The 25,613-nt window shown below is 62.5% G+C and carries 26 protein-coding genes; 8 read left to right on the plus strand and 18 right to left on the minus strand.

Annotation, left to right across the window (positions count from 1 at the left end):
* Positions 1 to 31: 31 nt before the first annotated feature.
* Positions 32 to 1,555 (plus strand): apolipoprotein N-acyltransferase, encoded by a 1,524-nt coding sequence (lnt, locus tag AC1RL5_RS23645; RefSeq protein WP_072453048.1) that lies wholly within the window; start codon positions 32 to 34, stop codon positions 1,553 to 1,555.
* Between the two features lie 44 nt (positions 1,556 to 1,599).
* Here lnt and AC1RL5_RS23650 read toward each other — a convergent pair whose 3' ends face one another.
* Complete coding sequence (locus AC1RL5_RS23650) at positions 1,600 to 2,361, minus strand: YdcF family protein (RefSeq protein ID WP_072452918.1); 762 nt, start codon at positions 2,359 to 2,361, stop codon at positions 1,600 to 1,602.
* A gap of 127 nt (positions 2,362 to 2,488) precedes the next feature.
* Positions 2,489 to 2,809 carry a hypothetical protein gene (locus AC1RL5_RS23655; protein ID WP_072452917.1) on the minus strand — a complete coding sequence of 107 codons (321 nt, stop codon included), beginning with the start codon at positions 2,807 to 2,809 and terminating at the stop codon, positions 2,489 to 2,491.
* 260 nt (positions 2,810 to 3,069) lie between these two features.
* On the opposite strand from AC1RL5_RS23655, the gene leuS reads away from it, so the two are divergent.
* The 5 genes from leuS (at position 3,070) to AC1RL5_RS23680 (ending at position 9,108) form a co-directional block, all read left to right on the plus strand.
* Positions 3,070 to 5,676: a leucine--tRNA ligase gene (leuS, locus tag AC1RL5_RS23660; RefSeq protein WP_492590113.1), complete on the plus strand. Its 2,607-nt coding sequence runs from the start codon at positions 3,070 to 3,072 to the stop codon at positions 5,674 to 5,676.
* Between the two features lie 89 nt (positions 5,677 to 5,765).
* Positions 5,766 to 6,371: an LPS-assembly lipoprotein LptE gene (locus AC1RL5_RS23665; protein WP_072452915.1), complete on the plus strand. Its 606-nt coding sequence runs from the start codon at positions 5,766 to 5,768 to the stop codon at positions 6,369 to 6,371.
* A 39-nt stretch (positions 6,372 to 6,410) separates the two neighbouring features.
* A complete protein-coding gene (gene holA / locus AC1RL5_RS23670) occupies positions 6,411 to 7,448 on the plus strand; it encodes a DNA polymerase III subunit delta (protein ID WP_072452905.1) in 1,038 nt (345 codons plus the stop codon).
* Between the two features lie 112 nt (positions 7,449 to 7,560).
* Positions 7,561 to 7,722 carry an alternative ribosome rescue factor ArfA gene (gene arfA, locus AC1RL5_RS23675; protein ID WP_015637164.1) on the plus strand — a complete coding sequence of 54 codons (162 nt, stop codon included), beginning with the start codon at positions 7,561 to 7,563 and terminating at the stop codon, positions 7,720 to 7,722.
* 63 nt (positions 7,723 to 7,785) lie between these two features.
* On the plus strand, positions 7,786 to 9,108 hold the full coding sequence (locus AC1RL5_RS23680; protein ID WP_072452903.1) for a lytic murein transglycosylase: 1,323 nt from the start codon (positions 7,786 to 7,788) through the stop codon (positions 9,106 to 9,108).
* A 46-nt stretch (positions 9,109 to 9,154) separates the two neighbouring features.
* Here the strand turns inward: AC1RL5_RS23680 and AC1RL5_RS23685 are convergent, their stop codons facing one another.
* The 13 genes from AC1RL5_RS23685 to AC1RL5_RS23745 form a co-directional block, all read right to left on the minus strand.
* A complete protein-coding gene (locus tag AC1RL5_RS23685) occupies positions 9,155 to 10,102 on the minus strand; it encodes a S66 peptidase family protein (RefSeq protein WP_492590115.1) in 948 nt (315 codons plus the stop codon).
* A gap of 151 nt (positions 10,103 to 10,253) precedes the next feature.
* Positions 10,254 to 11,276, minus strand: coding sequence for a lipoyl synthase (gene lipA / locus AC1RL5_RS23690; protein WP_011063663.1), 1,023 nt, complete (start codon positions 11,274 to 11,276; stop codon positions 10,254 to 10,256).
* 1 nt (position 11,277) lies between these two features.
* Positions 11,278 to 11,925 carry a lipoyl(octanoyl) transferase LipB gene (gene lipB, locus AC1RL5_RS23695; protein ID WP_011063664.1) on the minus strand — a complete coding sequence of 216 codons (648 nt, stop codon included), beginning with the start codon at positions 11,923 to 11,925 and terminating at the stop codon, positions 11,278 to 11,280.
* Positions 11,925 to 12,200 carry a DUF493 domain-containing protein gene (locus AC1RL5_RS23700; protein ID WP_011063665.1) on the minus strand — a complete coding sequence of 92 codons (276 nt, stop codon included), beginning with the start codon at positions 12,198 to 12,200 and terminating at the stop codon, positions 11,925 to 11,927. The genes lipB and AC1RL5_RS23700 overlap by 1 nt, the downstream gene beginning before the upstream one ends.
* Before the next feature lie 81 nt (positions 12,201 to 12,281).
* The gene (locus AC1RL5_RS23705; protein WP_011063666.1) at positions 12,282 to 13,439 is read right to left on the minus strand and encodes a D-alanyl-D-alanine carboxypeptidase family protein; all 1,158 of its coding nucleotides are present in this window, start codon (positions 13,437 to 13,439) and stop codon (positions 12,282 to 12,284) included.
* A 186-nt stretch (positions 13,440 to 13,625) separates the two neighbouring features.
* Entirely contained in the window at positions 13,626 to 14,624 is a 999-nt protein-coding gene (locus AC1RL5_RS23710) for a septal ring lytic transglycosylase RlpA family protein (protein ID WP_011063667.1), read from the minus strand.
* Positions 14,624 to 15,634 (minus strand): lytic murein transglycosylase B, encoded by a 1,011-nt coding sequence (gene mltB, locus AC1RL5_RS23715; protein ID WP_492590117.1) that lies wholly within the window; start codon positions 15,632 to 15,634, stop codon positions 14,624 to 14,626. Before mltB ends, AC1RL5_RS23710 begins: the two co-directional genes overlap by 1 nt.
* A 17-nt stretch (positions 15,635 to 15,651) precedes the next feature.
* Positions 15,652 to 16,755 carry a rod shape-determining protein RodA gene (rodA, locus tag AC1RL5_RS23720; protein WP_015637169.1) on the minus strand — a complete coding sequence of 368 codons (1,104 nt, stop codon included), beginning with the start codon at positions 16,753 to 16,755 and terminating at the stop codon, positions 15,652 to 15,654.
* 31 nt (positions 16,756 to 16,786) lie between these two features.
* Positions 16,787 to 18,682, minus strand: coding sequence for a penicillin-binding protein 2 (gene mrdA / locus AC1RL5_RS23725; RefSeq protein ID WP_011063670.1), 1,896 nt, complete (start codon positions 18,680 to 18,682; stop codon positions 16,787 to 16,789).
* Positions 18,683 to 18,694: 12 nt separating this feature from the next.
* Positions 18,695 to 19,162 carry a 23S rRNA (pseudouridine(1915)-N(3))-methyltransferase RlmH gene (gene rlmH, locus AC1RL5_RS23730; protein WP_011063671.1) on the minus strand — a complete coding sequence of 156 codons (468 nt, stop codon included), beginning with the start codon at positions 19,160 to 19,162 and terminating at the stop codon, positions 18,695 to 18,697.
* A gap of 9 nt (positions 19,163 to 19,171) precedes the next feature.
* On the minus strand, positions 19,172 to 19,594 hold the full coding sequence (gene rsfS, locus AC1RL5_RS23735; RefSeq protein WP_015637171.1) for a ribosome silencing factor: 423 nt from the start codon (positions 19,592 to 19,594) through the stop codon (positions 19,172 to 19,174).
* Between the two features lie 60 nt (positions 19,595 to 19,654).
* Entirely contained in the window at positions 19,655 to 20,299 is a 645-nt protein-coding gene (gene nadD, locus AC1RL5_RS23740; protein ID WP_492590119.1) for a nicotinate-nucleotide adenylyltransferase, read from the minus strand.
* Positions 20,299 to 21,564, minus strand: a complete 1,266-nt coding sequence (locus AC1RL5_RS23745; RefSeq protein WP_011063674.1) for a glutamate-5-semialdehyde dehydrogenase — start codon at positions 21,562 to 21,564, stop codon at positions 20,299 to 20,301. The genes nadD and AC1RL5_RS23745 overlap by 1 nt, the downstream gene beginning before the upstream one ends.
* 176 nt (positions 21,565 to 21,740) lie before the next feature.
* Between AC1RL5_RS23745 and AC1RL5_RS23750 the strand changes: the two genes are divergently transcribed.
* Positions 21,741 to 22,427, plus strand: coding sequence for a DNA-3-methyladenine glycosylase (locus AC1RL5_RS23750; protein ID WP_011063675.1), 687 nt, complete (start codon positions 21,741 to 21,743; stop codon positions 22,425 to 22,427).
* 45 nt (positions 22,428 to 22,472) lie between these two features.
* Positions 22,473 to 23,789, plus strand: a complete 1,317-nt coding sequence (locus AC1RL5_RS23755) for a bifunctional DedA family/phosphatase PAP2 family protein (protein ID WP_492590121.1) — start codon at positions 22,473 to 22,475, stop codon at positions 23,787 to 23,789.
* 42 nt (positions 23,790 to 23,831) lie between these two features.
* On the opposite strand, the gene AC1RL5_RS23760 is transcribed toward AC1RL5_RS23755, so the two are convergent.
* From AC1RL5_RS23760 to AC1RL5_RS23770, 3 genes are read right to left on the minus strand one after another with little or no spacing between them, the layout of a single operon-like run.
* The gene (locus tag AC1RL5_RS23760; protein WP_492590123.1) at positions 23,832 to 24,422 is read right to left on the minus strand and encodes an LON peptidase substrate-binding domain-containing protein; all 591 of its coding nucleotides are present in this window, start codon (positions 24,420 to 24,422) and stop codon (positions 23,832 to 23,834) included.
* A gap of 10 nt (positions 24,423 to 24,432) precedes the next feature.
* On the minus strand, positions 24,433 to 25,149 hold the full coding sequence (locus AC1RL5_RS23765) for an LrgB family protein (RefSeq protein ID WP_011063678.1): 717 nt from the start codon (positions 25,147 to 25,149) through the stop codon (positions 24,433 to 24,435).
* Positions 25,146 to 25,508 carry a CidA/LrgA family protein gene (locus AC1RL5_RS23770; protein WP_011063679.1) on the minus strand — a complete coding sequence of 121 codons (363 nt, stop codon included), beginning with the start codon at positions 25,506 to 25,508 and terminating at the stop codon, positions 25,146 to 25,148. The genes AC1RL5_RS23765 and AC1RL5_RS23770 overlap by 4 nt, the downstream gene beginning before the upstream one ends.
* Positions 25,509 to 25,613 lie beyond the last annotated feature (105 nt).

A 25,613-nucleotide genomic window follows, 5' to 3' on the forward strand; every position in this document is an offset into this window, starting at 1 on the left:
ACGACACAGGAAAGAGCTGATGAAACGCCTCTTGCAGCGCTCAACCCGCCCCGGCTGGCCCGGCAACCTGCTGGCCGTGATCGCCGGCGCCATCACCACCCTGGCCCTGGCCCCCTACAACATCTGGCCTCTGGCGCTGCTGGCAGTCGGCCTGTTCTATGCCGGGCTGCGCGAGCTGACACCGCGCCAGGCCCTGGGCCGCGGCTGGTGCTTCGGCTTCGGCCTGTTCGGGGCCGGCACCAGTTGGATCTACGTCAGCATTCACACCTATGGCGGCGCCTCGGCTCTGCTTGCCGGCCTGCTGATGCTGGCCTTCATCGCCGCCATCGCCTGGTTTTTCGCACTGCCTGCCTGGCTCTGGGCCCGCTGGTTGCGACGCAATGAAGCGCCGCTGGCGGACGCCCTGGCATTTGCGGCCCTGTGGCTGGGCCAGGAAGCCTTTCGTGGCTGGTTCCTCACCGGCTTCCCCTGGCTGTATTCCGGCTACAGCCAGCTTGACGGCCCACTGGCCGGGCTCGCGCCGCTGGGTGGCATCTGGCTGATCTCCTTCTCCCTGGCCCTCACCGCAGCGCTGCTCTACAACCTGCCGCGACTGATCAAGGCCGGGCGCAAAGCCTTCATCGTTGCGGGCCTGCTCCTGTTGGCAACCCCCTGGGTCGTGGGCCTGGCCCTGAAAGGCCATGCCTGGACCAGCCCGGCCGGAGAGCCGCTATCGGTCGCCGCCATCCAGGGCAATATCGAACAGAGCATGAAGTGGGACCCGGCCGAGCTCAACGCCCAGCTGGCGCTGTATCGCGACATGAGTTTTCGCAGCAAGCGCGTAGACCTGCTGGTCTGGCCGGAAACCGCAGTACCGGTGCTCAAGGAGTCGGCCGAAGGCTACCTGACGATGATGGGCAACTTTGCCGCCGACCGTCATTCCGCGCTGATTACCGGCGTTCCGGTGCGCCAACTGGTACGCCATGAAAAACGCTACTTCAACGGCATCACCGTGACCGGCGAAGGGGACGGCACCTACCTCAAGCAGAAGCTGGTGCCTTTTGGCGAGTACGTGCCCCTGCAGGAAGTGCTGCGCGGCCTGATCGACTTCTTCAACCTGCCGATGTCGGACTTCGCCCGCGGCCCGGCCGACCAGCCGCTGCTGCAGGCCAAGGGCTATCAGATAGCGCCGTTCATCTGCTACGAAGTGGTCTACCCCGAATTCGCCGCCAGCCTTTCGGCCCGTAGCGACCTGCTGCTGACCATCAGCAATGACACCTGGTTCGGCACTTCCATCGGCCCCCTGCAACACTTGCAGATGGCACAGATGCGCGCCCTGGAAGCCGGGCGCTGGATGATTCGCGCGACCAACAACGGCGTCACCGGGCTGATCGATCCGTTCGGCAGGATCACGGTGCAGATTCCCCAGTTCGAACGCGGCATTCTGTACGGCGAGGTCGTGCCCATGCACAACCTGACGCCGTATCTGCAATGGCGCTCCTGGCCGCTGGTGGTGCTCTGCACCCTGCTATTTGGCTGGGCCTTGCTGGCCAGCCGTATTGCCAAGACCGTTTGAGGGCCCTCGCTGGCAATCCGGCTCCCGAGGGTGCCGGATTGCCATCAGCGATAGAACAACCGGTAGCCCAATTGGCCCACTGCCTCGTTGAGCAACTGGCCACTCTGCCAGATCGACTTGAACTCGGGCATCCAGCCTCCCAGCGGACGGGCGTTATCCACTCCCAGGAACCCCACGGGCGCAGGCACCACTTCAAACCCGGCGTGCTCGAAACTCCACACCGAGCGGGGCATGTGCCAGGCCTGGGTCACCACCACCACACGCTTGATCCCCAATGGCAGCAGGACCTCGGCGCTGAACTGCGCGTTCTCCCAGGTAGTGCGGCTGCGGCCTTCCTGCCAGCGCACCGTCACGCCAAAGTCATCGAGCAGGGATTGCGCCATCAACGCAGCCTCGGTGGGCGGCGTACCGTAATGCAGGCCGCCACTGGTCAGCACCGGCAGCCCGGAGGCCTTGGCCAGACGCGCGGCATAGCGTTCGCGCTCCAGGCCCACGCCGGTGGGCTGATCGGAGCCCCACGCCGGATCGCCCCGCTCCCGCCCCGAACCCAGCACCACTATCACATCCGCCTGCTCGGCCAGGCTCGCCCATTGGCTTTGCGGCAAAGGCGGCAGGCGCTCCAGACTGCGCGCCCCCCACTCCACCATGACCGGCAGGCTCATCAGCCAGAAACCGCCCAGCCCCAAGGCAAAACACCAACCTGCCAGCCGTGGCCGGGAACGGCGCAAGCCCCAGGCAAGCAGCAGCAACAGCAATAGAATGCCGGGCGGCAGCAGCAACTGTTTGATGAAATAGCGAAAAGGCATCGAGCATCTCCAACAAGATGCCCGAAGCCTAAAGGGGATACCTGCCCAGCAACAACCAATGCCTGGTATTTTTGCTCCCGAGGTCCTCGGCCGCGACCTCGCTCAACCCGATAAGGGGCCCTGGGACCTACTTGAACTGCTGAGATCGGACTTCCACCGATGCCTTGAGGGGCGCCTGATCCTTCAGCCAAATGATCTTGGCCGAACGAGGCACCTCCTGGTGTTGCAGACTGCCCATTGGATTGATCTGCATTTCACGTTGATGGCGGGCCAGATAAGCCCTGATCAATTCAAACTCCGCCCGGCTCAAACCCCGCAGCTCCAGCTCGATAGGCCGCTCATTGCGCAGTCGATCCGCCGTTTTTGCCGCATCCAGGGCCAGAGCCAGTCGATTGAGGAGCCTTTCATACACCTCCGGTTCTGTTGCTTTTCGCTGCGATTCAAGCATCCGTTCACCTCATCGAAGATAAGACTCACTCCCCTTTTTGAGCTTAGTCGGACAGCCGAAAGCGACGCGCCGCCGCGACCAACGGCCCGCCCGAGCAATCAGGGTTTCCCTCGGCAGAGTGCGGTCATGTATGCTACGGCGCTTCCTGTAACTCCACTTCCAGCTCCATCGGGCACTGAAAAACGCCGCATTTGGCGTCATCGCCACCCGAAGTTGCGTTGAAGAGGATTAGGCCACCCCTATTCAGTACAAAAGTAGCCATGCACGAACACTATCAGCCCCGTGAAATCGAAGCCGCCGCCCAGTCGTTCTGGGACGAGCAAAAGTCCTTTGAAGTCAGTGAACAGCCAGGCAAGGAAACTTACTACTGCCTATCGATGTTCCCTTACCCCAGCGGCAAGCTACACATGGGGCACGTGCGCAACTACACCATCGGCGACGTGATCTCCCGCTACCAGCGCATGCAAGGCAAGAACGTTCTGCAACCCATGGGTTGGGACGCCTTCGGCATGCCGGCGGAAAACGCCGCGATGAAAAACAACGTGGCTCCCGCCAAGTGGACCTACGAAAACATCGCCTACATGAAGACCCAGCTGCGCAGCCTGGGCCTGGCGGTGGACTGGTCCCGCGAGGTCACCACCTGCAAGCCGGACTACTACCGCTGGGAACAGTGGCTGTTCACCCGTCTGTTCGAAAAAGGCGTGATCTACCGCAAGAACGGCACCGTGAACTGGGACCCCATCGACCAGACCGTGCTGGCCAACGAACAGGTGATCGACGGCCGCGGCTGGCGTTCCGGCGCGCTGATCGAAAAGCGCGAAATTCCGATGTACTACTTCAAGATCACCGCCTATGCGGATGAACTGCTGGAGAGCCTCGACGAACTGCCGGGCTGGCCCGAGCAGGTCAAGACCATGCAACGCAACTGGATCGGCAAGTCCCGTGGCATGGAAGTGCAATTTCCCTACGACCAGGCCTCCATCGGCGAAGCCGGGACCCTGAAAGTCTTCACCACCCGTCCAGACACCCTGATGGGCGCGACCTACGTTGCCGTGGCAGCCGAGCACCCGCTGGCCACCCTGGCGGCGCAGGACAACCTCGAACTGCAGGCCTTCATCGCCGAATGCAAGGGTGGCAGCGTCGCCGAGGCCGACATGGCGACCCAGGAAAAGAAAGGCCTGCCGACTTCGCTGTTCGTCGAGCACCCGTTGACCGGCGAAAAACTCCCGGTCTGGGTCGCCAACTACGTGCTCATGCACTACGGCGACGGCGCAGTCATGGCCGTACCGGCCCACGATGAGCGCGACTTCGAGTTCGCCACTAAGTACAACCTGCCGATCAAGGCCGTGGTACGCACCAGCGCTGGCGATGAAACTCCGGCGCCCTGGCAGGACGCTTACGGCGAGCATGGCGAGCTGATCAACTCCGGCGAGCTCAACGGCCTGGACTTCCCTGGCGCGTTCGATGCCATCGAAGTGGCGCTGCTGAAGAAGAACCTCGGCCAATCGCGCACCCAGTTCCGCCTGCGGGACTGGGGCATCAGCCGCCAGCGCTACTGGGGCTGCCCGATCCCGATCATCCACTGCGACAGCTGCGGCGATGTACCCGTCCCGCAAGAGCAGTTGCCGGTGGTATTGCCGGAAGACGTGGTTCCTGATGGCGCCGGTTCGCCACTGGCGCGCATGCCCGAGTTCTACGAGTGCAACTGCCCGAAATGCGGAGCACCTGCCAAGCGTGAAACCGACACCATGGACACCTTCGTCGAGTCCTCGTGGTACTACGCCCGTTACGCCTCGCCGCACTATGAAGGCGGCCTGGTAGATCCGGCCGCGGCCAACCACTGGTTGCCGGTGGATCAGTACATCGGCGGTATCGAACACGCCATCCTGCACCTGCTCTACGCGCGTTTCTTCCACAAGCTGATGCGTGACGAAGGCCTGGTGAGTTCCAACGAGCCGTTCAAGAACCTGCTCACCCAGGGCATGGTGATTGCCGAGACCTACTACCGTCGCGAAGCCAATGGCAGCTACACCTGGTACAACCCGGCGGATGTCGAGCTGGAGCGTGACAGCAAGGCCAAGATCATTGGCGCCAAACTCATCTCCGACGGCCTGCCGGTGGAGATCGGCGGCACCGAGAAGATGGCCAAGTCGAAGAACAATGGCGTCGACCCGCAATCGATGATCGAACAATACGGCGCCGATACCTGCCGCCTGTTCATGATGTTCGCCTCGCCGCCCGACATGAGCCTGGAATGGTCCGACTCTGGCGTTGAAGGCGCGCACCGCTTCCTCAAGCGCGTCTGGCGCCTGGCCCAGGCCCACGTCAGCCAGGGGCTGCCGGGGGCTCTGGATGTAGCGACACTGAGCGACGAACAGAAAGCCATTCGCCGTGCAATCCACCTGGCCATCAAGCAGGCCAGCCAGGACGTGGGTCAGCATCACAAATTCAACACCGCCATCGCCCAGGTGATGACTCTGATGAACGTCCTGGAAAAAGCGCCGCAAGGCAGCGAGCAGGACCGTGCACTGCTGCAGGAAGGCTTGCAGACCGTAGCCCTGTTGCTCGCCCCGATCACTCCACACATCAGCCATGAGCTGTGGGGCCAACTGGGTCAAAGCGGCGCGATCATCGATGCCGGCTGGCCAGCCTTGGACGAAAGCGCGCTGGTGCAGGACAGCTTGCAACTGGTGATCCAGGTCAACGGCAAACTGCGTGGCCAGATCGAGATGCCAGCCAGCGCCAGCCGTGAAGAAGTCGAAGCGGCCGCTCGCAGCAACGAGAACGTACTGCGCTTCACCGAAGGCCTGACGATTCGCAAGGTCATCGTGGTGCCGGGCAAACTGGTCAACATCGTCGCCAGCTAATTGGATCAGGCGCCCGGTCCAGGATCGGGCGCCGAATAAAACCTCCAGGGCCACAAGGTTGGCCCATCTGGTTTCAAGGGGAGCAATACATGATCAAACGTAATCTGCTGGTGATGGGCCTGGCCGTGCTGCTGAGCGCCTGTGGCTTCCAGCTGCGCGGTACTGGAACCCAGGAGCTGTCCATCAAGGAACTGGACCTGAGCGCCCGGGACGCCTACGGCACCACCATCAAGATGCTCAAGCAACAGCTGGAAAGCAGCGGTGTGCGAGTGCACGCCGGCGCACCTTACAAGCTGGTGCTGCTGAGCGAGGAGAACTCCCAGCGTACCCTCAGCTACACCGGCGGTGGCAGCTCGGCCGAGTACGAGATTGGCACCACGCTCAAGTATGAGATCCTGACTCACGACAACCTGCACCTGCTGGACGACAAACTGGAAGTGCAGAAAGTCTTCCTGCACGACGGCAACAACATCACCGGTTCCGACCAGGAGTCTTCCGAGACCCGCAAGGAAATGCGTCGCGACCTGATCCAGCGCATGCTGATCCGTCTGCAATTGCTGACCCCGGACCAGCTTGCCCAGCTGCAGGCGACCGCCGAAGCCAAGGCCAAGGCAGAAGCCGACGCCCTGGAAGCCGCACGCAAGGCTGAGGCGGAAACCCCGCAACAGTCCCCTATGGAACTGCCGAACCAGTAAGCCACGCGGGGCGCTCCGGCGCCCCCCTGGCACCCGCCTATGAAACTCGCCCCTGCACAACTCGGCAAACACCTGCAAGGCACTCTCGCGCCGATCTACGTGATCAGCGGCGATGATCCCCTGCTCTGCCAGGAAGCCGCCGACGCCATTCGCTCTGCCGTACGCCAGCAGGGGTTCGATGAGCGCCAGGTATTCAGCGCCGATGCCAGCTTCGACTGGGGCACCCTGCTGCAAGCAGGCGCCAGCATGTCGCTGTTCGCCGAAAAACGCCTGCTGGAATTGCGCCTGCCCTCGGGCAAGCCTGGTGACAAAGGCGCAGCAGCGCTGATCGAATACTGTTCGCGGCCTGCCGAAGACACAGTGCTGTTGATCAGCCTGCCCAAACTCGATGGCAGCGCGCAGAAAACCAAATGGGGCAAGGCTCTGGTCGAGGGTGTCCAGACTCAGTTCGTACAGATCTGGCCGGTGGATGCCAACCAGCTGCCGCAGTGGATTCGCCAGCGCCTGTCCCAGGCCGGCTTGTCCGCCAGCCAGGATGCCGTCGAATTGATCGCCGCCCGGGTCGAAGGCAACCTGCTGGCCGCAGCCCAGGAAATCGAGAAGCTCAAGCTGATGGCCGAGGGCGGGCAGATTACCGTCGAAACGGTCCAGGCGGCGGTGGCCGACAGTGCCCGCTTCGACGTATTCGGCCTGGTGGACGCCATCCTCAATGGTGAGGCGGCCCATGCCCTGCGCATGCTGGAAGGCTTGCGCGGCGAAGGCGTGGAACCACCGGTGATTCTCTGGGCACTGTCCCGGGAACTGCGCCTGCTGGCCAACCTGGCCCTGCAGTTCAGCCAGGGCGTGCCATTGGACAAGGTCTTCAGCCAGGCTCGCCCGCCCGTCTGGGACAAACGCAAACCCCTGATGAGCAAAGCCCTGCAGCGCTACTCCGCACAACGCTGGGGCCAACTGCTGCTCGATGCCCAGCGCATTGATGCGCAGATCAAGGGACAGGCCAGTGGCTCGCCCTGGAGCAGCCTGAGCCGCTTATCGCTGCTGATGGCCGGCCAGCGCCTGGCGCTTGCGGCCGAGTAAAGCTGCCACCCCGTCACGCTTACAATTTTCTGCATCCATGATGCTGGACAGCGGCCCGACTCTGGCCGATGATCTGCGCCGCAACACCTCCCTCCCAAAGTGAGTACTGAGCATGAGCAAGCCATCCAAGCATGGCCCCAACAAGGCCAAATCCATCGTCGCCCAGCCACTGTTCCGCAGCCGTCAGGAACGCCCGGCCAAGGGCAAAGGCAGCTACCGCCGCGAAGCCTTCCAGTCTAAAAGCTGGGAGGCTTCTTACTTTCTGGCTGCCTGAAGCCCAGAACCCCGCCGGCATGATAAGGTCTGCACCTGATTGTTATTCTCTCTGGACCCGTGCATGCCCTTTTGTCTTTCCCGTCGTTGGCACATGCGCCAACTGATCGCTGCCTCCAGCCTTATTCTGCTAGTCGCCTGCGCGGAAAAACCCACCGCCGCCGACGCCCAGCCACTGCCCAACCTCCAGGCAGCCCCTCTTGCCGCACCTGCCACTGTCGCGCCCCTGACCGTCGACAACCTGGATATCCAGCCCACCCAGACCTTTGACCAATGGTTGAACGCCTTCCGTGCCGAAGCCTTGGGCGCCGGTATCCGTGCCGAAGTATTTGATCGCGCCTTTGCCGGCGTGACACCGGACATGAGCGTGATCAAGGCCGACCGCAGCCAGCCCGAGTTCAGCCGCCCAGTATGGGAATACCTGGAGGGGGCGCTGTCCCCGGTCCGGGTACGCAAGGGCCAGGCACTGCTGGTGCAGTACAGCGACATCCTGCAACGGATCGAACAGCGCTACGGCGTCGACCGCCAGGCATTGGTGGCGGTATGGGGCATGGAAAGCAATTTCGGCGACTTCCAGGGCAACAAATCGGTCATTCGCTCCCTGGCCACCCTGGCCTATGAAGGTCGGCGCCCGGCGTTTGCCAACAGCCAATTGATCGCTGCGCTGCAGATCATCCAGCATGGCGATATACAGCCCGAGAAAATGCTCGGCTCCTGGGCCGGAGCCATGGGCCAGACCCAGTTCATTCCCACCACCTACAACACCCACGCCGTGGACTTCGACGGCGATGGCCGCCGGGATATCTGGAACAGCCCGGCCGATGCACTGGCCTCCACCGCGCACTATCTGCAGAGTTCCGGCTGGCAGCAAGGACAGCCCTGGGGTCTTGAAGTACAGCTCAACAGTGGTTTCGACTACGCCCTGGCCGACGCCTCCACCCGCAAGACCGTGGGCGAATGGATGCGCCTGGGCATGACTCCTGCCAATGGCAAGGCCCTGCCTTACGGCTCGGAACACCTGTCGGCCTCACTGCTCTTGCCAGCGGGTTACCGCGGCCCGGCGTTCCTGATCCTGGACAACTTCCGGGCAGTGCTCAAATACAACAACTCCTCGTCCTATGCCCTGGCGGTGAACCTGCTCTCCGAACGCTTCGGCGGAGCCGGCCAGATCAGCGGCAGCTGGCCCAAGGACGACCTGCCCCTGAGCCGCTCCGAGCGCATCGAGCTACAGACACTGCTCAGAGCCAACAGCTATGACGCCGGTAATCCCGACGGCATCATCGGCGCCAACACCCGCAAGGCCATTCGCAATGCCCAACAGGCACTGGGCTGGCCCGCGGATGGCTATCCGACCCACAAGCTGCTGGAAAGCCTGCGCAATCGTTAGGAGCCGGTCCGGCGCAGTGGAAACACTCCCCTCGCCGGCCCTGCGATTACTTGAAGACCACATCCTGCGCCAGGGTCACTTCCCTGGCTCCCGCATCCAGCCTGACCAACGCGCCCATGGGCAAGGTCAGGTTGGGGTCGCAGTGACCACTGCGCCATCCCGCCAGCACCGGAATCCGCAGCGGTTCGAAGGTCTGCTTGAGCAAAGCGCACAACGCCGCAAAATCCACACCGGCCACATCCCCCACCAATACCCCACGCAGATTTTCCAGCTTGCCGGCCAGGCGCAGGTGATTGAGCAGGCGATCTATGCGGTACAGCGGCTCATTGACATCCTCGATAAACAGGATGATGCCGTCGGTATTGATCTCATACGGGGTGCCCAGGGTACTGGCGATCAGCGACAGGTTCCCGCCCAGCAGGGAGCCCAGCGCAATGCCCGGCTCGATGGTGGTCAAGGGGAAGGCCACGGGATGGGGCAGCAGGCTGCCAGCCCGGGCCTGGCCTCGAAGCAGATTGAAAAAGGAGGCCTCGGTGGGCGCCTGCTTGTCGCCCAACAGGTCGGCGTTGAGCATCGGCCCGTGAAAGCTCACAAATCCGGCATAACGGTTGATCGCCAGGTGCAGGGCGGTGATATCGCTGTAGCCGACAAAGGGCTTGGGATTGCGCCGCAACAGATCGAAATCGATCTTGTCCAGCAGGCGGGGGCTGCCGTAGCCGCCACGCAGGCACAGAATGGCGTCTATGCCCGTGTCGGCGAAAGCCTCATGCAGGTCCTTGAGGCGCGCTTCGTCGCTACCGGCCAGGTACCCCTCCTGCAACCCGACACCCGGGAAGATCCGTAGGCTGTATCCCCTGGAGCGCATCCATTGGTGGGCTTTTTCAGTATCCAGCGCTGCGGGACCGGCAGGTGCAATAAGGCCGATAACGCCTTCTGCGGCCAGCGCCGGCACCGGCAGGTGGGCGTTCAGCGCAGCAGTCGGTTGGATAGGCATGCAGATTCTCCCTGTGTGAATTCACCCAAGCACAGTAGCCATGAATGGTGTCAAACAGAAGAGGCGGGATTTAAAAAGCGGCGGGCGCTGCGAAAGTGCTCGAAAGAGCCGGGGAACTGCCCGCAAGACATGCGCCTTGCGGGCAGGCAGATCAGGAAACCAGGCCTGCCTTGGCCAGTTTCGCTTGTTCGTCGGCATGGTACGAAGAACGTACCAGCGGGCCGGAAGCAACGTTCTTGAACCCCATCCGATAACCTTCCTCGGCGAACCAGGCGAAGGTGTCAGGGTGCACGAAGCGCTGGACCGGCAGGTGGTTGCGCGACGGTTGCAGGTACTGGCCAAGGGTCAGCATGTCGATGTCGTGCTCGCGCATGCGCTTCATGACCTCGATGACTTCGTCATCGGTTTCACCCAGGCCCAGCATCAGCCCGGACTTGGTGGGCACATGCGGCACCAGTTGCTTGAATTTCTGCAGCAGGGTCAGCGACCACTGGTAGTCCGAGCCAGGACGGGCGGCCTTGTACAGGCGCGGCACGGTTTCCAGGTTGTGGTTGAACACGTCCGGCGGCGTGGCTGCGGTGATTTCCAGGGCGACATCCATGCGGCCACGGTAGTCGGGAACCAGGGTTTCCAACTGCACGTTCGGCGACAACTTGCGGATTTCACGGATGCAGTCGGCAAAGTGCTGGGCACCGCCGTCACGCAGGTCATCGCGGTCCACCGAGGTGATCACCACGTATTTCAGGCGCAGATCGGCGATGGCCACCGCCAGGTTCATCGGCTCGTCGACATCCAGAGGCTTCGGACGGCCATGACCAACGTCACAGAAGGGGCAGCGACGGGTGCAGATGTCGCCCATGATCATGAAGGTCGCGGTGCCGCCGGAGAAGCACTCGCCCAGGTTCGGGCAGGACGCCTCTTCGCAGACGCTGTGCAGCTTGTGCTTGCGCAGCAGCTGCTTGATCCGATCGACTTCCGGGGAGACGGGGATGCGTACGCGAATCCAGTCCGGTTTCTTCGGCAGTTCGGTAGTCGGAATGATCTTCACCGGAATGCGCGCGACCTTTTCCGCACCGCGCAATTTGACGCCGGTTTCAACTTTCGGACGGGCCGCTCGCTCGGAGATATCCAGCGTCGGGATCAGGGTTTGAACAGCGTCTTGCGCAGTAGTCATATCAGTCGATTCCGCCCGTTAGGGTCGTCTGCTCAGCATAGTCGAGGTGTTTGACGAGCTGCGCACGCAGCCGGGCACTTACCTCGGCAAATTCAATCGGCCCTGCATGGTCGCTCAGCTGGGTCATCGCCAACCCGGCATAACCACAGGGGTTAATCCGTCGAAACGGCTGCAAATCCATGTCCACGTTCAAGGCCAGACCGTGAAAAGAGCATCCGTGACGGATACGCAGGCCCAGGGAGGCGATTTTCGCCCCATTGACGTAGACGCCCGGTGCATCGGGCTTGGCCGCCGCCGGCACGCCGTAGCTGGCCAGCAGCTCGATCAGGCAGTGCTCCATGCGGTTGACCAGGTCCCGCACACCGAAACCTAATCGGCGCACATCCAGCAGCAGGTAGGCCACCAGTTGGCCAGGGCCGTGATAGGTCACCTGGCCGCCGCGGTCCACCTGCACCACGGGGATATCCCCCGGGAGCAACAGGTGCTCGGCCTTGCCGGCCTGGCCCTGGGTGAATACCGGTGGATGCTGCACCAGCCAGACTTCATCCGGTGCATCGGTACCGCGTTCATTGGTAAAGCGCTGCATCGCTTGCCAGACCGGCTCGTAAGCCATCTGGCCAAGCTCACGAAAGCCCAGCGTCTGTGGCATCACAGCACCATGTGGACGACACCGGTAGCACGCAGGGCACTATTGATATCACGCAGTTGGTCTTCACCGGTGGCGGTGATGTGCAGTTGTACGGTGGTGTACTTGCCGTTGCTGCTTTGACGCTCGGCCAGGGACTTGATGTCCAGCTTGGCGTACTTGGCAAGGATCTCAATCACGGTGTCCTTGAAGCCGACAACCGTGTCACCGATCACCTTGATCGGATAGTCATCGACGGGAAACTCAATCTTGTGCGACTTAACGTCAGTGTCTGTCATGGCGGTAACGGCCTCGTATAGCCGGACGACGGACATGGCCCCCGCTCCACTGGGGAACGAGGGCCACGCAGGTCGACAATATCAGTTGAACAAGCCGTAGAAGAATAGACGGATGCTATCCCACATGCGACGGAAGATACCACCTTCGTCGACCGCTTCCAGGGCGATCAGATCAGCGCTGTGCACCACCTTGTCGTCCAGTTTCACTTCGACTTTACCAATCACGTCGCCCTTGGCGATCGGCGCGATCAGTTGCGGGTTCATGGTCATGCTGGCGGCGAGCTTTTTCAATTGGCCTTTAGGCATAGTCATGGTCAGGTCTTCGGCCAGACCGGCTTTGACCTGATGAGTGGTGCCCTTCCAGACTTGGGCCTGGGCCAGCTCGGTGCCCTTCTGGTAGAAGGTCTGGGTTTCGAAGAAACGGAAACCGTAAGTCAGCAGCTTCTGGGTTTCAGCAGCACGAGCCTGTTCGCTGTTGGTTCCGAACACCACGGCGATCAGGCGCATGCCATCACGCACCGCCGAGGACACCATGCAGTAGCCGGCTTCGTCGGTATGGCCGGTCTTCAGGCCATCAACGGTCTTGTCGCGCCACAGCAGCAGGTTGCGGTTGGGTTGCTTGATGCCGTTCCAGAAGAACTCCTTCTGCGAGTAGATCGCGTAGTGCGCAGGGTCTTCGTGGATGATCGCGCGAGCCAGCACCGCCATGTCGTGGGCCGACGAGTAGTGCTCTGGGTTCGGCAGGCCGGTAGGGTTCATGAAGTGGCTGTTGCTCATGCCCAGGTCGGTAGCCGTCTTGTTCATCATGTCGGCGAACGCGTCTTCGCTACCGGCGATATGCTCGGAAACCGCGACGCTGGCGTCGTTGCCCGACTGGATGATGATGCCGTGCAGCAGGTCGCTGACGGTGACTTGCGAACCCACCTTGATGAACATCCGCGAGCCGCCGGTACGCCAGGCGTTCTCGCTGACGGTCACCGGATCGTTCTCGCCGATCTGGCCGCGACGGATTTCCAGGGTCGCGATGTAGGCGGTCATCAGCTTGGTCAGGCTGGCCGGCGGCAGGCGCTGGTCACCATTGTTCTCCACCAGCACGTTACCGCTGCTGGCGTCCATGAGCACATAGGATTTGGCGGCCAGTTGCGGTGGCGACGGCATCGCTTCGACCGCCCAGGCGGCGGGCGTGATGATCAGCGGGACAAGCAGGCACAGGCGTTTGGCAAAGGTGGTGATGTTCATCCGTCTCTCGAAGTTGCTAATGGAAACTTGCCCTTGCGGGCAAAACTATTTCAGACAGCCTTCTAAAGGGCTGTCGCGTGTGCAGTTGTTCACTCACTGACCCTTGCCGGGCTTTTGTTGTTCGACGAGCCAACAACCAGGACCCACCCCCCAATACCGCAAGCGGATCTTCAATCTTCAGTATTCTTACTCGGCAGAGACCACGCTGGCCTGCCCAAGGTTCGCCAGGCGTACGCTGTTCTGCGCTTGCTGGGCCTCACCCGGCGTGCCGAATGGCCCCAGGCGGACCCGATGCAGCGTCTGTTGATTGCGGACGATCGAGCTGATGAACACCGGGGCGCTCACCATGCCACTCAATTTCGACCTCAACAGCTCGGCAGCGTCAGGGTTGGCGAAGGCGCCCACCTGCAGATACTGGCCAGAAGCTGCTGCCGTGTTTTTCACTTGTACGGGAACCACAGCCGCCGCGTGCTGCTGGGGCGGCGGGGTCCATTGCTCGACAGTGCCGGCCGAGGCCGTGACCACCGGCGCGCTATTCTGCGCCACTTGCGGCTCGTTGAGCATCAGCGGCGCCGGACGGCCACGCTGAGCCCACCATTGCTGCGGATCGATGCCCTCGACCTTGACCCGGGCGGTGCCGGTCTCGGCATAGCCGAGCTTCTTGGCCGCGGCGTAGGAAAGGTCGATGATCCGGTCGGAATAGAACGGCCCACGGTCGTTGACCCGCAGGATCACGCTGCGATTGTTGTCCAGGTTGGTGACCTTCACGTAACTGGGCAACGGCAGGGTCTTGTGCGCGGCACTCATGCCGTACAGGTCATAGACCTCGCCATTGGCGGTGTTCTGGCCGTGGAACTTGGTGCCATACCAGGACGCCGTGCCGGAGGCCACGTAGTTCTTCGATTCCTGGATGGGGAAATAGGTCTTGCCCAGTACCGTGTAGGGGTTGGCCTTGTAGGGGCCGGTATGCAGGGTCGGGGTCGCATCGGGGATGCGCGAAACGTCGACATCCCACCACGGTGCGCCATCCTTGTGGGCGCGGTTGACGTCCAGGCCCGGCATGGAACGCACAGCGGTGGAAGATTTCTGCTGCGGCGAGCGACTCGTCGAGCAACTGACCACCAGCAAGGACAACGCGGCAAAAGCCACCAGCTTCAGGGGTTTGCGAATTGGCATTGCCAGCATTACTTGACGCCCCGTGCTTGGACCAGCTGTTCAGACAACTGATGTACGGCCATGGCGTACATCACGCTGCGGTTATAGCGAGTGATCGCGTAAAAATTCTTCAGGCCCATCCAGTATTCCGGGCCATTGTCACCTTCCAGACGGAAAGCGGTGACCGGCATATCATCGCGCAGCGCATCATGACTCGACCAGCCCAGGGCCCGCAACTCCCCGACGGTTTTCGTCGGTTCGATCCCGGTGGTCAAGCCTTCATCTACCCGATCGCCACGCACATCGGCGCGACTGACCACCGGTTCGCCGGCCACCCAGCCGTGGCGTTTGAAATAGCTGGCCACACTGCCGATGGCATCATCGGGGTTGGTCCAGATATTGATGTGGCCGTCACCGTCGAAGTCCACCGCATAAGCCCGAAAGCTGCTGGGCATGAACTGTGGTAGGCCCATGGCTCCGGCGTAGGAACCCTTGAGGCTCAATGGATCGACCTGCTCCTCACGCGCCAGCAACAGAAACTCGCGCAGTTCCTTGCGGAAGAACTCGGCACGGGGCGGATAATCGAACCCCAGGGTGGACAATGCGTCGATCACCCGGTAATTCCCGGTATTTCGACCGAAAAAGGTTTCAACGCCGATGATCGAGACAATTACCTGGGCCGGTACGCCATATTCCTGCTCGGCGCGGGCCAGCACCGCTTCATGCTGGCGCCAGAAATCCACACCGCGGGCAATGCGCGCGTCGGTGATGAACATCGGCCGGTATTCCTTCCACTGCTTGACCCGCTCGGCGGGCCGCGAAATGGCGTCAAGAATCGACTGCTTGCGCTCGGCCTCGCGGAACACAGCCATCAGCTGCTCCCCGGCAAAACCATAGTCCCGAGTCATTTCGCCCACGAATTCGGCCACCTGGGGCGAACCTTCGTAATCACCGGCGAACGCGGGCTGCGCTGCACCAAGGATGCTTACCAGACCGACCCACGGCGCATGCCGAGCGGCCCAGCCACGCATTGCTTGCATTGAATTCTTCACCTTAATCAAACCTGCGCGATCCACTTGCGATGGGTATGGATCGACATCAAAACCCCAAACGCTGACAGTAGCGTCACCAGCGAAGTTCCTCCGTAGCTAATGAACGGCAACGGCACCCCTACGACCGGCAACAAGCCACTGACCATACCGATGTTGACGAAAACGTAAACAAAAAACGTCATGGTCAGGCTGCCCGCGAGCAATTTGCCAAACAGTGTCTGGGCCTGGGCGGTGATCACCAGCCCGCGCCCGATCAGCAGCAGGTAGATCAGCAGCAGCGCACAGATGCCCACCAGGCCGAACTCCTCGCCCATGACAGCGATAATGAAGTCGGTGTGGCTCTCCGGCAAAAAGTCCAGGTGCGACTGGGTGCCCAGCAGCCAGCCCTTGCCGAACACCCCACCGGAGCCGATGGCGGCCTTGGACTGGATGATGTTCCAGCCGGTGCCCAGCGGATCGCTCTCCGGGTCGAGGAACGTCAGGATCCGCTGCTTCTGGTAGTCGTGCATGATGAAGAACCACATGGCGATGGCCACGGGAACCGCAGCCGCCAGCACGCTGAGGATCCAGCGCCAGCGCAGGCCGCCCATGAACAGCACGAAGGTGCCGCCGGCCAGGATCAGCAAGGCCGTACCCAGGTCAGGCTGGCGCACGATCAGGATGAACGGAATGCCAATCAGCACCAGGCTGATCCCCACATGCTTGAGATGGGGTGGCAGGGTGCGCTTGGACAGGTACCAGGCGATGGTCGCCGGCATGATGATCTTCATGAACTCCGATGGCTGGAAGCGGATCACCCCGGGGATGTTGATCCAGCGGGTCGCTCCCATGGCGTTGTGGCCCATGACATCTACCACCACCAGCAGCACCACGCCGAACACGTAGCCCAGCGGCACCCAGCGGGCCATGAAGCGCGGCTCGAACTGAGCGATGACGATCATCGACACCAGGCCGATACCGAATGAAGTGGCCTGTTTGGCCAGCAGGTCCCAACTCTTGCCGCTGGCGGAATACAGCACGAACAGGCTGCCGGCAGCCAGGGTCAGCAGCAGCACCAGCAGCGGGCCATCGATATGCAGGCGCTGCAACAGCGTCGCGCGACGGCGCATCACATCCTCACTGGAGAGGATGCGGTCAAAATTACTCTTCACGGGCCGTAGCCTCCGCGCTGATAGGGCTGGCGAACTCGGGCTTGAGCTGGCCGTCCTGGCCGAGAAGCCAGGCATCCATCACCTGACGCACTACCGGTGCCGCGACGCCGGAGCCCGACTCACCGTTCTCGACCATGACCGAGACCACGATCTTGGGGTTTTCCGCCGGCGCGAAGCCGACGAACAAGGCGTGGTCACGATGCCGTTCCTGGACCTTGGAGCGGTCGTACTTCTCGCCCTGCTTGATCGCCACCACCTGGGCGGTACCACTCTTGCCGGCAATCCGGTACGGCGAACCGGCCGCAGCCTTGCGCGCGGTGCCCCGGGCACCGTGCATCACCTGCTGCATGCCATGGTTGACCTTCGTCCAGTCCGAGGGGTCACGCAGGACAATGTCCGGCATCGGGTTGTGATCCACCGGCTTCTCGCCCTCGATGCTTTTGGCCAGGTGCGGCCGGTTCCACTTGCCCTTGCTGGCGACCAGGGCGGTGGCCTGGGCCAGTTGCAACGGCGTGGACTGCATGTATCCCTGGCCGATCCCGAGAATCAGGGTCTCCCCCGGGAACCAGGCCTGGCGCCGGGTGGCGCGCTTCCATTCGCGGGTCGGCATCAAGCCCGGCGACTCCTCGAACATGTCCAAAGAGACCTTCTGGCCGATACCGAACTTGCTCATGTAGGCGGACAGCCGGTCGATCCCCAGCTTGTGGGCCAGGTCGTAGAAATAGGTGTCGTTGGACCGCATGATCGCGGTATCCAGGTCGACATAACCGTCACCGGTACGGTTCCAGTTGCGGTACTTGTGGTCGTAGTTGGGCAACTGGTAGTAGCCCGGGTCGTAGACCCGGGTCGAAGCCGTGACCACACCGGCATCCAGCCCGGCAATGGCCACCGCCGGCTTGATGGTCGAACCCGGCGGATAGAGGCCCCGCAGCACCCGGTTGAACAGCGGCCGGTCGATGGAATCGCGCAGCTCGGCATAGGCCTTGAAGCTGATGCCGGTGACGAACAGGTTGGGGTCGAAGCTAGGCTGGCTGACCATCGCCAGCACTTCACCGGTACTCGGATCCAGGGCTACCACCGCGCCACGGCGCCCGCCCAGGGCCAGTTCCGCGGCTTCCTGCAACTTGATGTCCAGGCTCAGGACAATGTCCTTGCCGGGAATCGGGTCGGTGCGCTTGAGCACCCGCAGCACCCGGCCACGGGCATTGGTCTCGACCTCTTCGTAACCCACCTGTCCGTGCAGCTCAGGCTCGTAGAAGCGCTCGATGCCGGTCTTGCCGATATGGTGGGTGCCGCTGTAGTTCACCGGATCGAGGGACTTGAGCTCTTTCTCGTTGATCCGCCCCATATAGCCCACGGAGTGCGCAAAATGCGCGCCCTGGGGGTAATGCCGGACCAACTGGGCCACCACTTCCACACCGGGCAGGCGGAACTGGTTCACCGCGATCCGGGCGATCTGCTCTTCCGTCAGCTCGAACAGGATCGGCACCGGCTCGAAAGGCCGACGCCCCTGCTTCATGCGCTTTTCAAACAGCACCCGGTCTTCCGGAGTCAGCTCCAGCACCTCGACGATCACGTCGAGCACCTGCTGCCAGTCGCCAGAGCGCTCGCGGGTCATGCTCAGGCTGAAGCTGGGCCGGTTGTCCGCCACCACCACGCCATTGCGGTCGAAAATCAACCCGCGAGTCGGTGGAATCGGCTGCACGTGGACCCGGTTGTTCTCCGAAAGGGTGGAGTGATAGTCGTACTGGATCACCTGCAGGTAATACAGCCGGGCAATCAGCACACCGATCAGGCAAACCACCATGATGGCGCCGAACACGACACGGCCACGCACCAGACGGGCGTCTTTTTCGTGGTCCTTGATGCGGATCGGCTGGGACATGAGGGGCGCGGGCTACTTGTGGTAAGGGTGCCCGGACAGCACGGTCCAGGCGCGATACAGCTGTTCACCGATGAGAATCCGCACCAGCGGGTGCGGCAAGGTCAGCGGCGACAGCGACCAGCGCTGATCCGCCCGCGCACAGACCTCCGGCGCCAGCCCTTCCGGACCGCCGACCATGAAATTCACGGTGCGCGAATCGAGACGCCAGCGATCCAGTTCCACCGCCAGTTGCTCGGTGCTCCAGGGTTTGCCATGCACCTCGAGGGTGACGATGCGCTCGTTATGCCCGACCTTGGCCAGCATGGCCTCGCCCTCCTGACGGATGAAGCGAGCCACGTCGGCGTTCTTGCCCCGGGTATTGAGCGGAATTTCCACCAGTTCCAACGCCAGCTCGGATGGCAGACGCTTGGCATACTCGTGCCAACCCTCTTCCACCCACTTGGGCATGCGTGAACCGACAGCGATCAGACGCAGGCGCACAGCCGTCCCTTATTGCTGGTCTTTGTTGAGCTTGGTGAAGTGCTCGTGGCCATGCTCCGGGCTGTGGTGCTTGCCATCGGCCGCGCGGCTCTGCTCGGCGCCCTGCCACAGACGCTCCAGGTCGTAGAACTGACGAGCCGAGGCGGTCATCATGTGCACGATCACGTCGTCCAGGTCCAGCAGCACCCAGTCACTGTCGCCCTTGCCTTCTTCACCCAATGGGCGCACGCCCTGGGCCTTGACCATTTCACGGACCTTTTCCAGCATCGCGCCGATCTGGCGGTTGGAGGTACCGGTAGCGATGATCATGTAGTCAGTGATGCTCTGCTTGTCGCGAACATCGATCACCAGGACGTCCTGGGCCTTGACGTCTTCCAGCGCGGCGACAGCCACCTTGACCAGATCTTCGCCTTTCATTACTTGGTTAGTCATATAAAACTCGTTTAGCTCGTATGTTTGGAACGCCGCTCAGCACAGGCCGGCAGCGCTCCTTCAGTTCGGCGCACGGTAAAGCCCGTGTGCATCGATATAGGCCAGGACCGCGTCAGGCACCAGGAAACGTACCGACTTACTGCTGGCCAGCAGTTGACGGATCTGGGTGGCGGACACCGCGAGCGGCGTCTGCCAGACGAATGCAATGTGTCCCCCAGGCCCTTGCAGGGCCAAAGGGTCGCTCACCGAACGCGCTGCCAGCAGGTTGCGCAAGGCATCCGGCGGTTCGCTGTCGGCATCCGGGCGTTGCAGCACCAGGATGTGGCAATGCTGGAGTAACTCTTCCCAACGATGCCAGGTGGGCAGGCCGCAAAACGCGTCCCAGCCCAGTAACAGAAACAACTGGTCATCTGCGGCCAGCTCGGCCCGCATCTGTTCCAGGGTGTCGATGGTGTAGGACGGCTTGTCCCGTTTCAGCTCACGGTCGTCCACCACCAGGGGTGAAACGCCCGCCACCGCACACTCGACCATCGCCAGACGATCGAGAGCCGACACCTGCGGTGTATCCCGATGGGGCGGCCTGGCACTGGGTACCAGGCGCAGCTCATCGAGTTGCATGGATTCCGCCACCTCCAGCGCGCCACGCAAGTGGCCGATATGCACTGGATCGAAGGTGCCGCCCAGCAGACCGATACGTTTGCCCATCAAGTACGCACGTGACCGTCGCCAAAGACTACGTACTTCTCGCTGGTCAGCCCTTCCAGCCCAACCGGGCCACGGGCGTGCAGCTTGTCGGTGGAAATGCCGATCTCCGCGCCCAGGCCGTACTCGAAGCCGTCGGCAAAGCGCGTCGAGGCATTGACCATGACCGAACTGGAATCCACCTCGTTAAGGAAGCGCCGGGCGTCACTGAAGTTTTCGGTGACGATCGAGTCGGTGTGGTGCGAGCCATAGGTATTGATGTGCTCGATGGCCTGCTCCAGATTGTCCAGCACGCGGATCGAGAGGATCGGCGCGGTGTACTCGGTGCGCCAGTCTTCTTCGGTGGCTTCCAACACACCGGCACCGAGGAGTGCGCGGGTTTGCGCACAGCCACGCAGCTCGACGCCCTTGTCGCGGTAGATCGCGGCCAATGGCGGCAATACGCGCTCGGCAATGGCGGAATGAACCAGCAGGGTTTCCATGGTGTTGCACGGTGCATAGCGCTGGGTCTTGGCGTTGTCGGCAATGCGAATGGCCTTGTCCAAGTCCGCCGCGACATCGATATACACGTGGCAGACGCCGTCCAGGTGCTTGATCACCGGCACCTTGGCGTCACGGCTGACCCGCTCGATCAGGCTCTTGCCGCCACGGGGCACGATCACGTCGACGAACTCGGGCATGGTGATCAGCGCTCCAACCGCAGCGCGGTCGGTGGTTTCCACTACCTGCACCACGTGAGGCGGCAGGTCGGCCGCCGCCAGGCCCTGCTGAATGCAGGTGGCGATGGCGCGGTTGGAATGGATCGCCTCGGAACCGCCGCGCAGGATGGTGGCGTTACCCGACTTCAGGCACAGGCTGGCCGCATCGATGGTCACGTTCGGGCGCGACTCGTAGATGATGCCGATCACCCCCAGGGGCACGCGCATCTTGCCCACCTGAATACCCGACGGCAGGTAGCGCATGTCGCGGATTTCACCGATGGGGTCAGGCAGCTTGGCCACCTGACGCAGGCCTTCGATCATTTCGTCGATACGCGCCGGGGTCAGCGCCAGGCGATCCAGCAGAGCCGGCTCCAGACCATTGGCCCGGCCGTTGGCCAGGTCCTGCTCGTTGGCCGCAGTCAGTTCCGGTCGTGCCGCGTCCAACGCATCGGCAGCCGCCAGCAGCGCACGATTCTTTTGCGCGGTGGTGGCACGGGCGATCACCCGGGAAGCCTGGCGGGCAGCGCGACCCAGGCGGGTCATGTAGTCAAGAACGGACTCAGTCATGGTCTGGTGTGGTCTTGGCAAAGAGGAAAGCGGCTGATTATAGCTGTCGCGCCGGCCCACGGACAGCGGTCACGGGCGGATGGTCGAAATGGAGTGCAAATACCCAGCGTTCAGCCTGAATTAAGCCTGGAGTTGTTACCATTGCGTCACCTTTTCCGCCATAACCCTTCGCCACCATGTCCATTCTGACCTCTGCAAAACTGCCAAAAGCCCTGCCGGACGGCTTTTTCGACCGTGATGCCGAGCTTTTGGCCCGCGAACTGTTGGGCAAAGTCATCCGCCATAAAGTCGGCGATCTGTGGCTGTCCGCGCGCATTATCGAAACCGAAGCCTATTACTGCGAGGAAAAAGGCAGCCACGCCTCCCTCGGCTACACAGAAAAGCGTAAGGCTTTGTTTCTGGACGGCGGCCACATCTATATGTACTACGCCCGCGGCGGCGACTCCCTGAACTTCAGCGCCCGGGGCCCTGGCAATGCCGTACTGATCAAGTCCGCCTATCCCTGGGTCGATGAAGTCTCCGGCCCTGCCAGCCTGGCGCAGATGCTGCTTAACAATCCGGACGCCAGTGGCCGGCCGCGCCCCGCGCAAAAGCTCTGCGCCGGCCAGACCCTGCTGTGCAAGGCCCTGGGCCTGAAGGTTCCGGTCTGGGATGCGAAACGCTTCGATCACGAGATCCTCTTCGTCGAAGATGTGGGCGCCGCCGTGCCACACATCCTCCAGACCACCCGCCTGGGCATCCCCCATGGGCGTGACGAACACCTGATGTATCGCTTTGTCGATGCCGCCTACGCCCCCTACTGCACGCGCAACCCAATGCGTCGCGGCCAGGTCGAAGGGCGCGACTACCTGGTGCTCGGCTGACGCCACCGTCCCACCTCTGCAAAAAACAACAACGGAGTTGAATTTATGGGCCCATGGCTCGACAGCGTGACCGCCTGGCTAACCAGCAACCCCCAATGGCTGGCAGTCGCAGTGTTCATCGTGGCCTGCATGGAATGCCTGGCGATCGTGGGCCTGATCGTGCCGGGCACGGTCCTGCTGTTCGCGATTGCGGTACTGGCCGGCAATGGCGCCCTGTCACTGGGGGAAACCCTGCTCCTGGGTGCTGCCGGCGGATTGCTGGGGGACGTGATGTCCTATCTGCTGGGACGGCATTTCCACCAAGGCATTCGCCGCTTGCCCGGCCTTCGTCACCACCCTGAATGGATCAGCGGTGCGGAAAGCTACTTCCAGCGCTATGGCATCGCCAGCCTGCTGGTGGGCCGCTTCATCGGCCCGCTACGGCCAATGCTGCCGATGGTGGCTGGAATGTTCGACATGCCGTTCCCACGCTTCCTCGCTGTCAGCCTGCTGGCGGCGGCGGGCTGGTCGTTGGCCTATCTGCTGCCGGGCTGGGCCACGGGTGCGGCGATTCGCCTGCCCCTGCCCGAAGGCTTCTGGCCCCAGGCGGGCATCGTCATTGGCAGCCTGGTGGTGCTTGTCGGCCTGAGTGTCAACAGCAGCCTGCGGCGTCATCGCCGGGCAACCCTGTTGATGTCCGGCCTGAGCCTGCTGATTCTGGCAGGGCTGTTCATCGGCTATCCGTACCTGACGCAGTTCGACCAGGGCCTGATCGCCCTGGTACAGGAGCACCGGGACCCGGCTCTGGACAAGATCATGGTCATGGTCACCCAGATCGGCGAGTTCCGCGCCATGTTCATCCTCAGCGCAGTGCTGACCCTGCTGCTCCTGGCCCTGCGCCAATGGCGCCAGGCCGCGTTCGCCGGAGCGACCCTGCTGTGTACTGCCCTGGCCAACACCGGCAGCAAATGGTTCTTCGCACGGGTACGCCCTGAAGTGCTGAGCGAGCCTCTCACCAGTTTCAGCATGCCCAGCGGTCACTCTTCCGGCTCTTTCGCCCTGTTCTTGACCCTGGCAGTTCTGGCCGGCCGTGGCCAGCCACCCCGCATGCGCCTGACCTGGCTGTTGCTGGGCTGCCTGCCGGCGGCCTCCATTGCCTTGTCCCGGGTCTATCTGGGGGCCCATTGGCCAACCGACATTCTCGCCGGCGCCATACTCGCGGCCTGTGTCTGCGCCGCCAGCCTGTCCCTGAGCCAATGGCAAGGCCCGCTCAAGCCGATGCCGGCCAGGGCCTGGTGGCTACTACTGCCGGTCATGCTGTTGATGTGCGGATACATGGCGACACGGCACTTGCCTCACGCCCTGCTGCGGTACGCCTATTAAAGGCGCCAGAGGCAAGCTGCGGCCGTCACTACAGGCTGCGGCTCAGGCGAAGAGTTCGCCTTGCAGCTCGTCCAGCAACTGCTGGATGGCATCCAGACGCTGCTGCGGGTCATCCAGTTGCAGCAGGTCGACCTTGTCCTGTTCGGAAAAAGGCAGCAGGTAGGCCAACTGATTGGCCAGTGACAGCTGCCCCGTAGCCTCGACCCCCATATCCAGGGCCTCGACCATCGGATGCTCGGCCAAGGCCTTGAGCAGCGCAATCAGGTCCGCATCCTCATCCTGCAACGGCTGCTCGGGGGCCTCTTCCAGCCATTGCACCCGGGCCACCGTCAGTTGGTCTTTCTGCACTTCGCTTTGCAGAATGCGAAAACGCCGACCGCCCTTGACCCTGATTCCCAGCAGCCCGTTGTCCTGCTGGTGGAAGTCGGTGATCAAGGCTTCACAGCCAATTTGCGCATAGCCCTGGGCGGCCGTACCGACCTCCTCCCCTTCAAGGATGCACACCACCCCAAACCCGCAGCCCTGCTTCATGCAGCGCCCGATCATGTCGAGATAACGCGCCTCGAAAATCTGCAGATCGAGAATGCAATCGGGAAACAGCACGGTATTCAGAGGAAAAAGCGCCAGGTTCATACTTCCTTCCTTAAACCAGCAACGACACCGCCAACGGCAGCAACACCGCCGTGGCCACGCCCATCAGACTCATCGCCAGCGCCGCAAAGGCGCCGCACTCCTCACTTTCCTGCAAGGCCACCGAGGTGCCCACTGCGTGGGCGGTCATGCCCAGGGCCATGCCTCGCGCTTCCGGGCCATGCACCCCCAAACGGTTGAGCAGGCCCGGGCCAAATATCGCTCCGATCACTCCGGTAATCAGCACGAAGACCGCCGCCAACGCCGCCACGCCACCAATCTGCTCGGCCACCAGCATGGCAATGGGCGAGGTCACCGACTTGGGCGCCATGGTCATTAGGATCATGTGCTCGGCACCAAACCACCATCCCAGCAGTACGCCCAGGCTGGTAGCCACGACGCCGCCCACCACCAGCGTAGCCAATATCGGCCAGAACAATTGGCGGATCCGTCGCAGGTTGAGGTACAGCGGCACCGCCAGGGCTACCGTCGCCGGGCCCAGCAGAATGCTCAGGATTTCGGTGCTCTTGCGGTACTCGGCATAGCTCAGGCCGCAGCCGAGCAGCACGCCGATCACCAGTAGCATGGACACCAGCACCGGCTGCAGGAACATCCAGCGGGTCTTCTCGAACGCCGCCAGCACCAGTTGATAGGCACCCAGCGTGATGCCGATGCCAAACAGCGGGTGATGGATCACCGCGGCCCAGGCCCCCTGCCAATCGAAGATCATTGACTGTCCTCCTGCCGGCCCTGGCGCTTGACCAGGCGCTGCATCAGCACGCCGACAAAAGCCATCGAGATCACCAGGGACAACACCAGCGCGCCGGTAATGGCCCAGAAGTCCGCGGCGATGTCCCGGGCATAGACCATGACCCCCACCGCAGGCGGCACCAGCAGCAGCGGCAGGTAACGCAGCAGGCTGCCAGCCGCGAGATTCAGCGGCTCGCCCACTTCACCGCGCACCACCAGGAAAACCAGCAGCAGCAACAGGCCGATGATGGGCCCGGGAAGCACGGGCAACAGCAGGTGATTGAGCGCCGTTCCGAGCAATTGGAACAGCACCAGCCATGTCAAACCGCGTAACAACATACCGCCTCTCCAGCCAGATCCCGTCGCGCATTATAAGCACGCAGGTGCTATGAACCGGCATTCGCCAAAAGCATGGATGTTTACCGGGAAGGATCGCCATGATGA

The organism is Pseudomonas sp. GW822-FHT06D10, from assembly GCF_058799535.1.

What these genes read in the sequence shown, in the direction of transcription:
- AC1RL5_RS23650 (WP_072452918.1), bottom strand. Translation starts at nt 2,361, where the DNA reads ATGCCTTTTCGCTATTTCATCAAACAGTTGCTGCTGCCGCCCGGCATT.
- AC1RL5_RS23655 (WP_072452917.1), bottom strand. Translation starts at nt 2,809, where the DNA reads ATGCTTGAATCGCAGCGAAAAGCAACAGAACCGGAGGTGTATGAAAGG.
- leuS (WP_492590113.1), top strand. Translation starts at nt 3,070, where the DNA reads ATGCACGAACACTATCAGCCCCGTGAAATCGAAGCCGCCGCCCAGTCG.
- AC1RL5_RS23665 (WP_072452915.1), top strand. Translation starts at nt 5,766, where the DNA reads ATGATCAAACGTAATCTGCTGGTGATGGGCCTGGCCGTGCTGCTGAGC.
- holA (WP_072452905.1), top strand. Translation starts at nt 6,411, where the DNA reads ATGAAACTCGCCCCTGCACAACTCGGCAAACACCTGCAAGGCACTCTC.
- arfA (WP_015637164.1), top strand. Translation starts at nt 7,561, where the DNA reads ATGAGCAAGCCATCCAAGCATGGCCCCAACAAGGCCAAATCCATCGTC.
- AC1RL5_RS23680 (WP_072452903.1), top strand. Translation starts at nt 7,786, where the DNA reads ATGCCCTTTTGTCTTTCCCGTCGTTGGCACATGCGCCAACTGATCGCT.
- AC1RL5_RS23685 (WP_492590115.1), bottom strand. Translation starts at nt 10,102, where the DNA reads ATGCCTATCCAACCGACTGCTGCGCTGAACGCCCACCTGCCGGTGCCG.
- lipA (WP_011063663.1), bottom strand. Translation starts at nt 11,276, where the DNA reads ATGACTACTGCGCAAGACGCTGTTCAAACCCTGATCCCGACGCTGGAT.
- lipB (WP_011063664.1), bottom strand. Translation starts at nt 11,925, where the DNA reads ATGCCACAGACGCTGGGCTTTCGTGAGCTTGGCCAGATGGCTTACGAG.
- AC1RL5_RS23700 (WP_011063665.1), bottom strand. Translation starts at nt 12,200, where the DNA reads ATGACAGACACTGACGTTAAGTCGCACAAGATTGAGTTTCCCGTCGAT.
- AC1RL5_RS23705 (WP_011063666.1), bottom strand. Translation starts at nt 13,439, where the DNA reads ATGAACATCACCACCTTTGCCAAACGCCTGTGCCTGCTTGTCCCGCTG.
- AC1RL5_RS23710 (WP_011063667.1), bottom strand. Translation starts at nt 14,624, where the DNA reads ATGCTGGCAATGCCAATTCGCAAACCCCTGAAGCTGGTGGCTTTTGCC.
- mltB (WP_492590117.1), bottom strand. Translation starts at nt 15,634, where the DNA reads ATGCAAGCAATGCGTGGCTGGGCCGCTCGGCATGCGCCGTGGGTCGGT.
- rodA (WP_015637169.1), bottom strand. Translation starts at nt 16,755, where the DNA reads ATGCGCCGTCGCGCGACGCTGTTGCAGCGCCTGCATATCGATGGCCCG.
- mrdA (WP_011063670.1), bottom strand. Translation starts at nt 18,682, where the DNA reads ATGTCCCAGCCGATCCGCATCAAGGACCACGAAAAAGACGCCCGTCTG.
- rsfS (WP_015637171.1), bottom strand. Translation starts at nt 19,594, where the DNA reads ATGACTAACCAAGTAATGAAAGGCGAAGATCTGGTCAAGGTGGCTGTC.
- nadD (WP_492590119.1), bottom strand. Translation starts at nt 20,299, where the DNA reads ATGGGCAAACGTATCGGTCTGCTGGGCGGCACCTTCGATCCAGTGCAT.
- AC1RL5_RS23745 (WP_011063674.1), bottom strand. Translation starts at nt 21,564, where the DNA reads ATGACTGAGTCCGTTCTTGACTACATGACCCGCCTGGGTCGCGCTGCC.
- AC1RL5_RS23750 (WP_011063675.1), top strand. Translation starts at nt 21,741, where the DNA reads ATGTCCATTCTGACCTCTGCAAAACTGCCAAAAGCCCTGCCGGACGGC.
- AC1RL5_RS23755 (WP_492590121.1), top strand. Translation starts at nt 22,473, where the DNA reads ATGGGCCCATGGCTCGACAGCGTGACCGCCTGGCTAACCAGCAACCCC.
- AC1RL5_RS23760 (WP_492590123.1), bottom strand. Translation starts at nt 24,422, where the DNA reads ATGAACCTGGCGCTTTTTCCTCTGAATACCGTGCTGTTTCCCGATTGC.
- AC1RL5_RS23765 (WP_011063678.1), bottom strand. Translation starts at nt 25,149, where the DNA reads ATGATCTTCGATTGGCAGGGGGCCTGGGCCGCGGTGATCCATCACCCG.
- AC1RL5_RS23770 (WP_011063679.1), bottom strand. Translation starts at nt 25,508, where the DNA reads ATGTTGTTACGCGGTTTGACATGGCTGGTGCTGTTCCAATTGCTCGGA.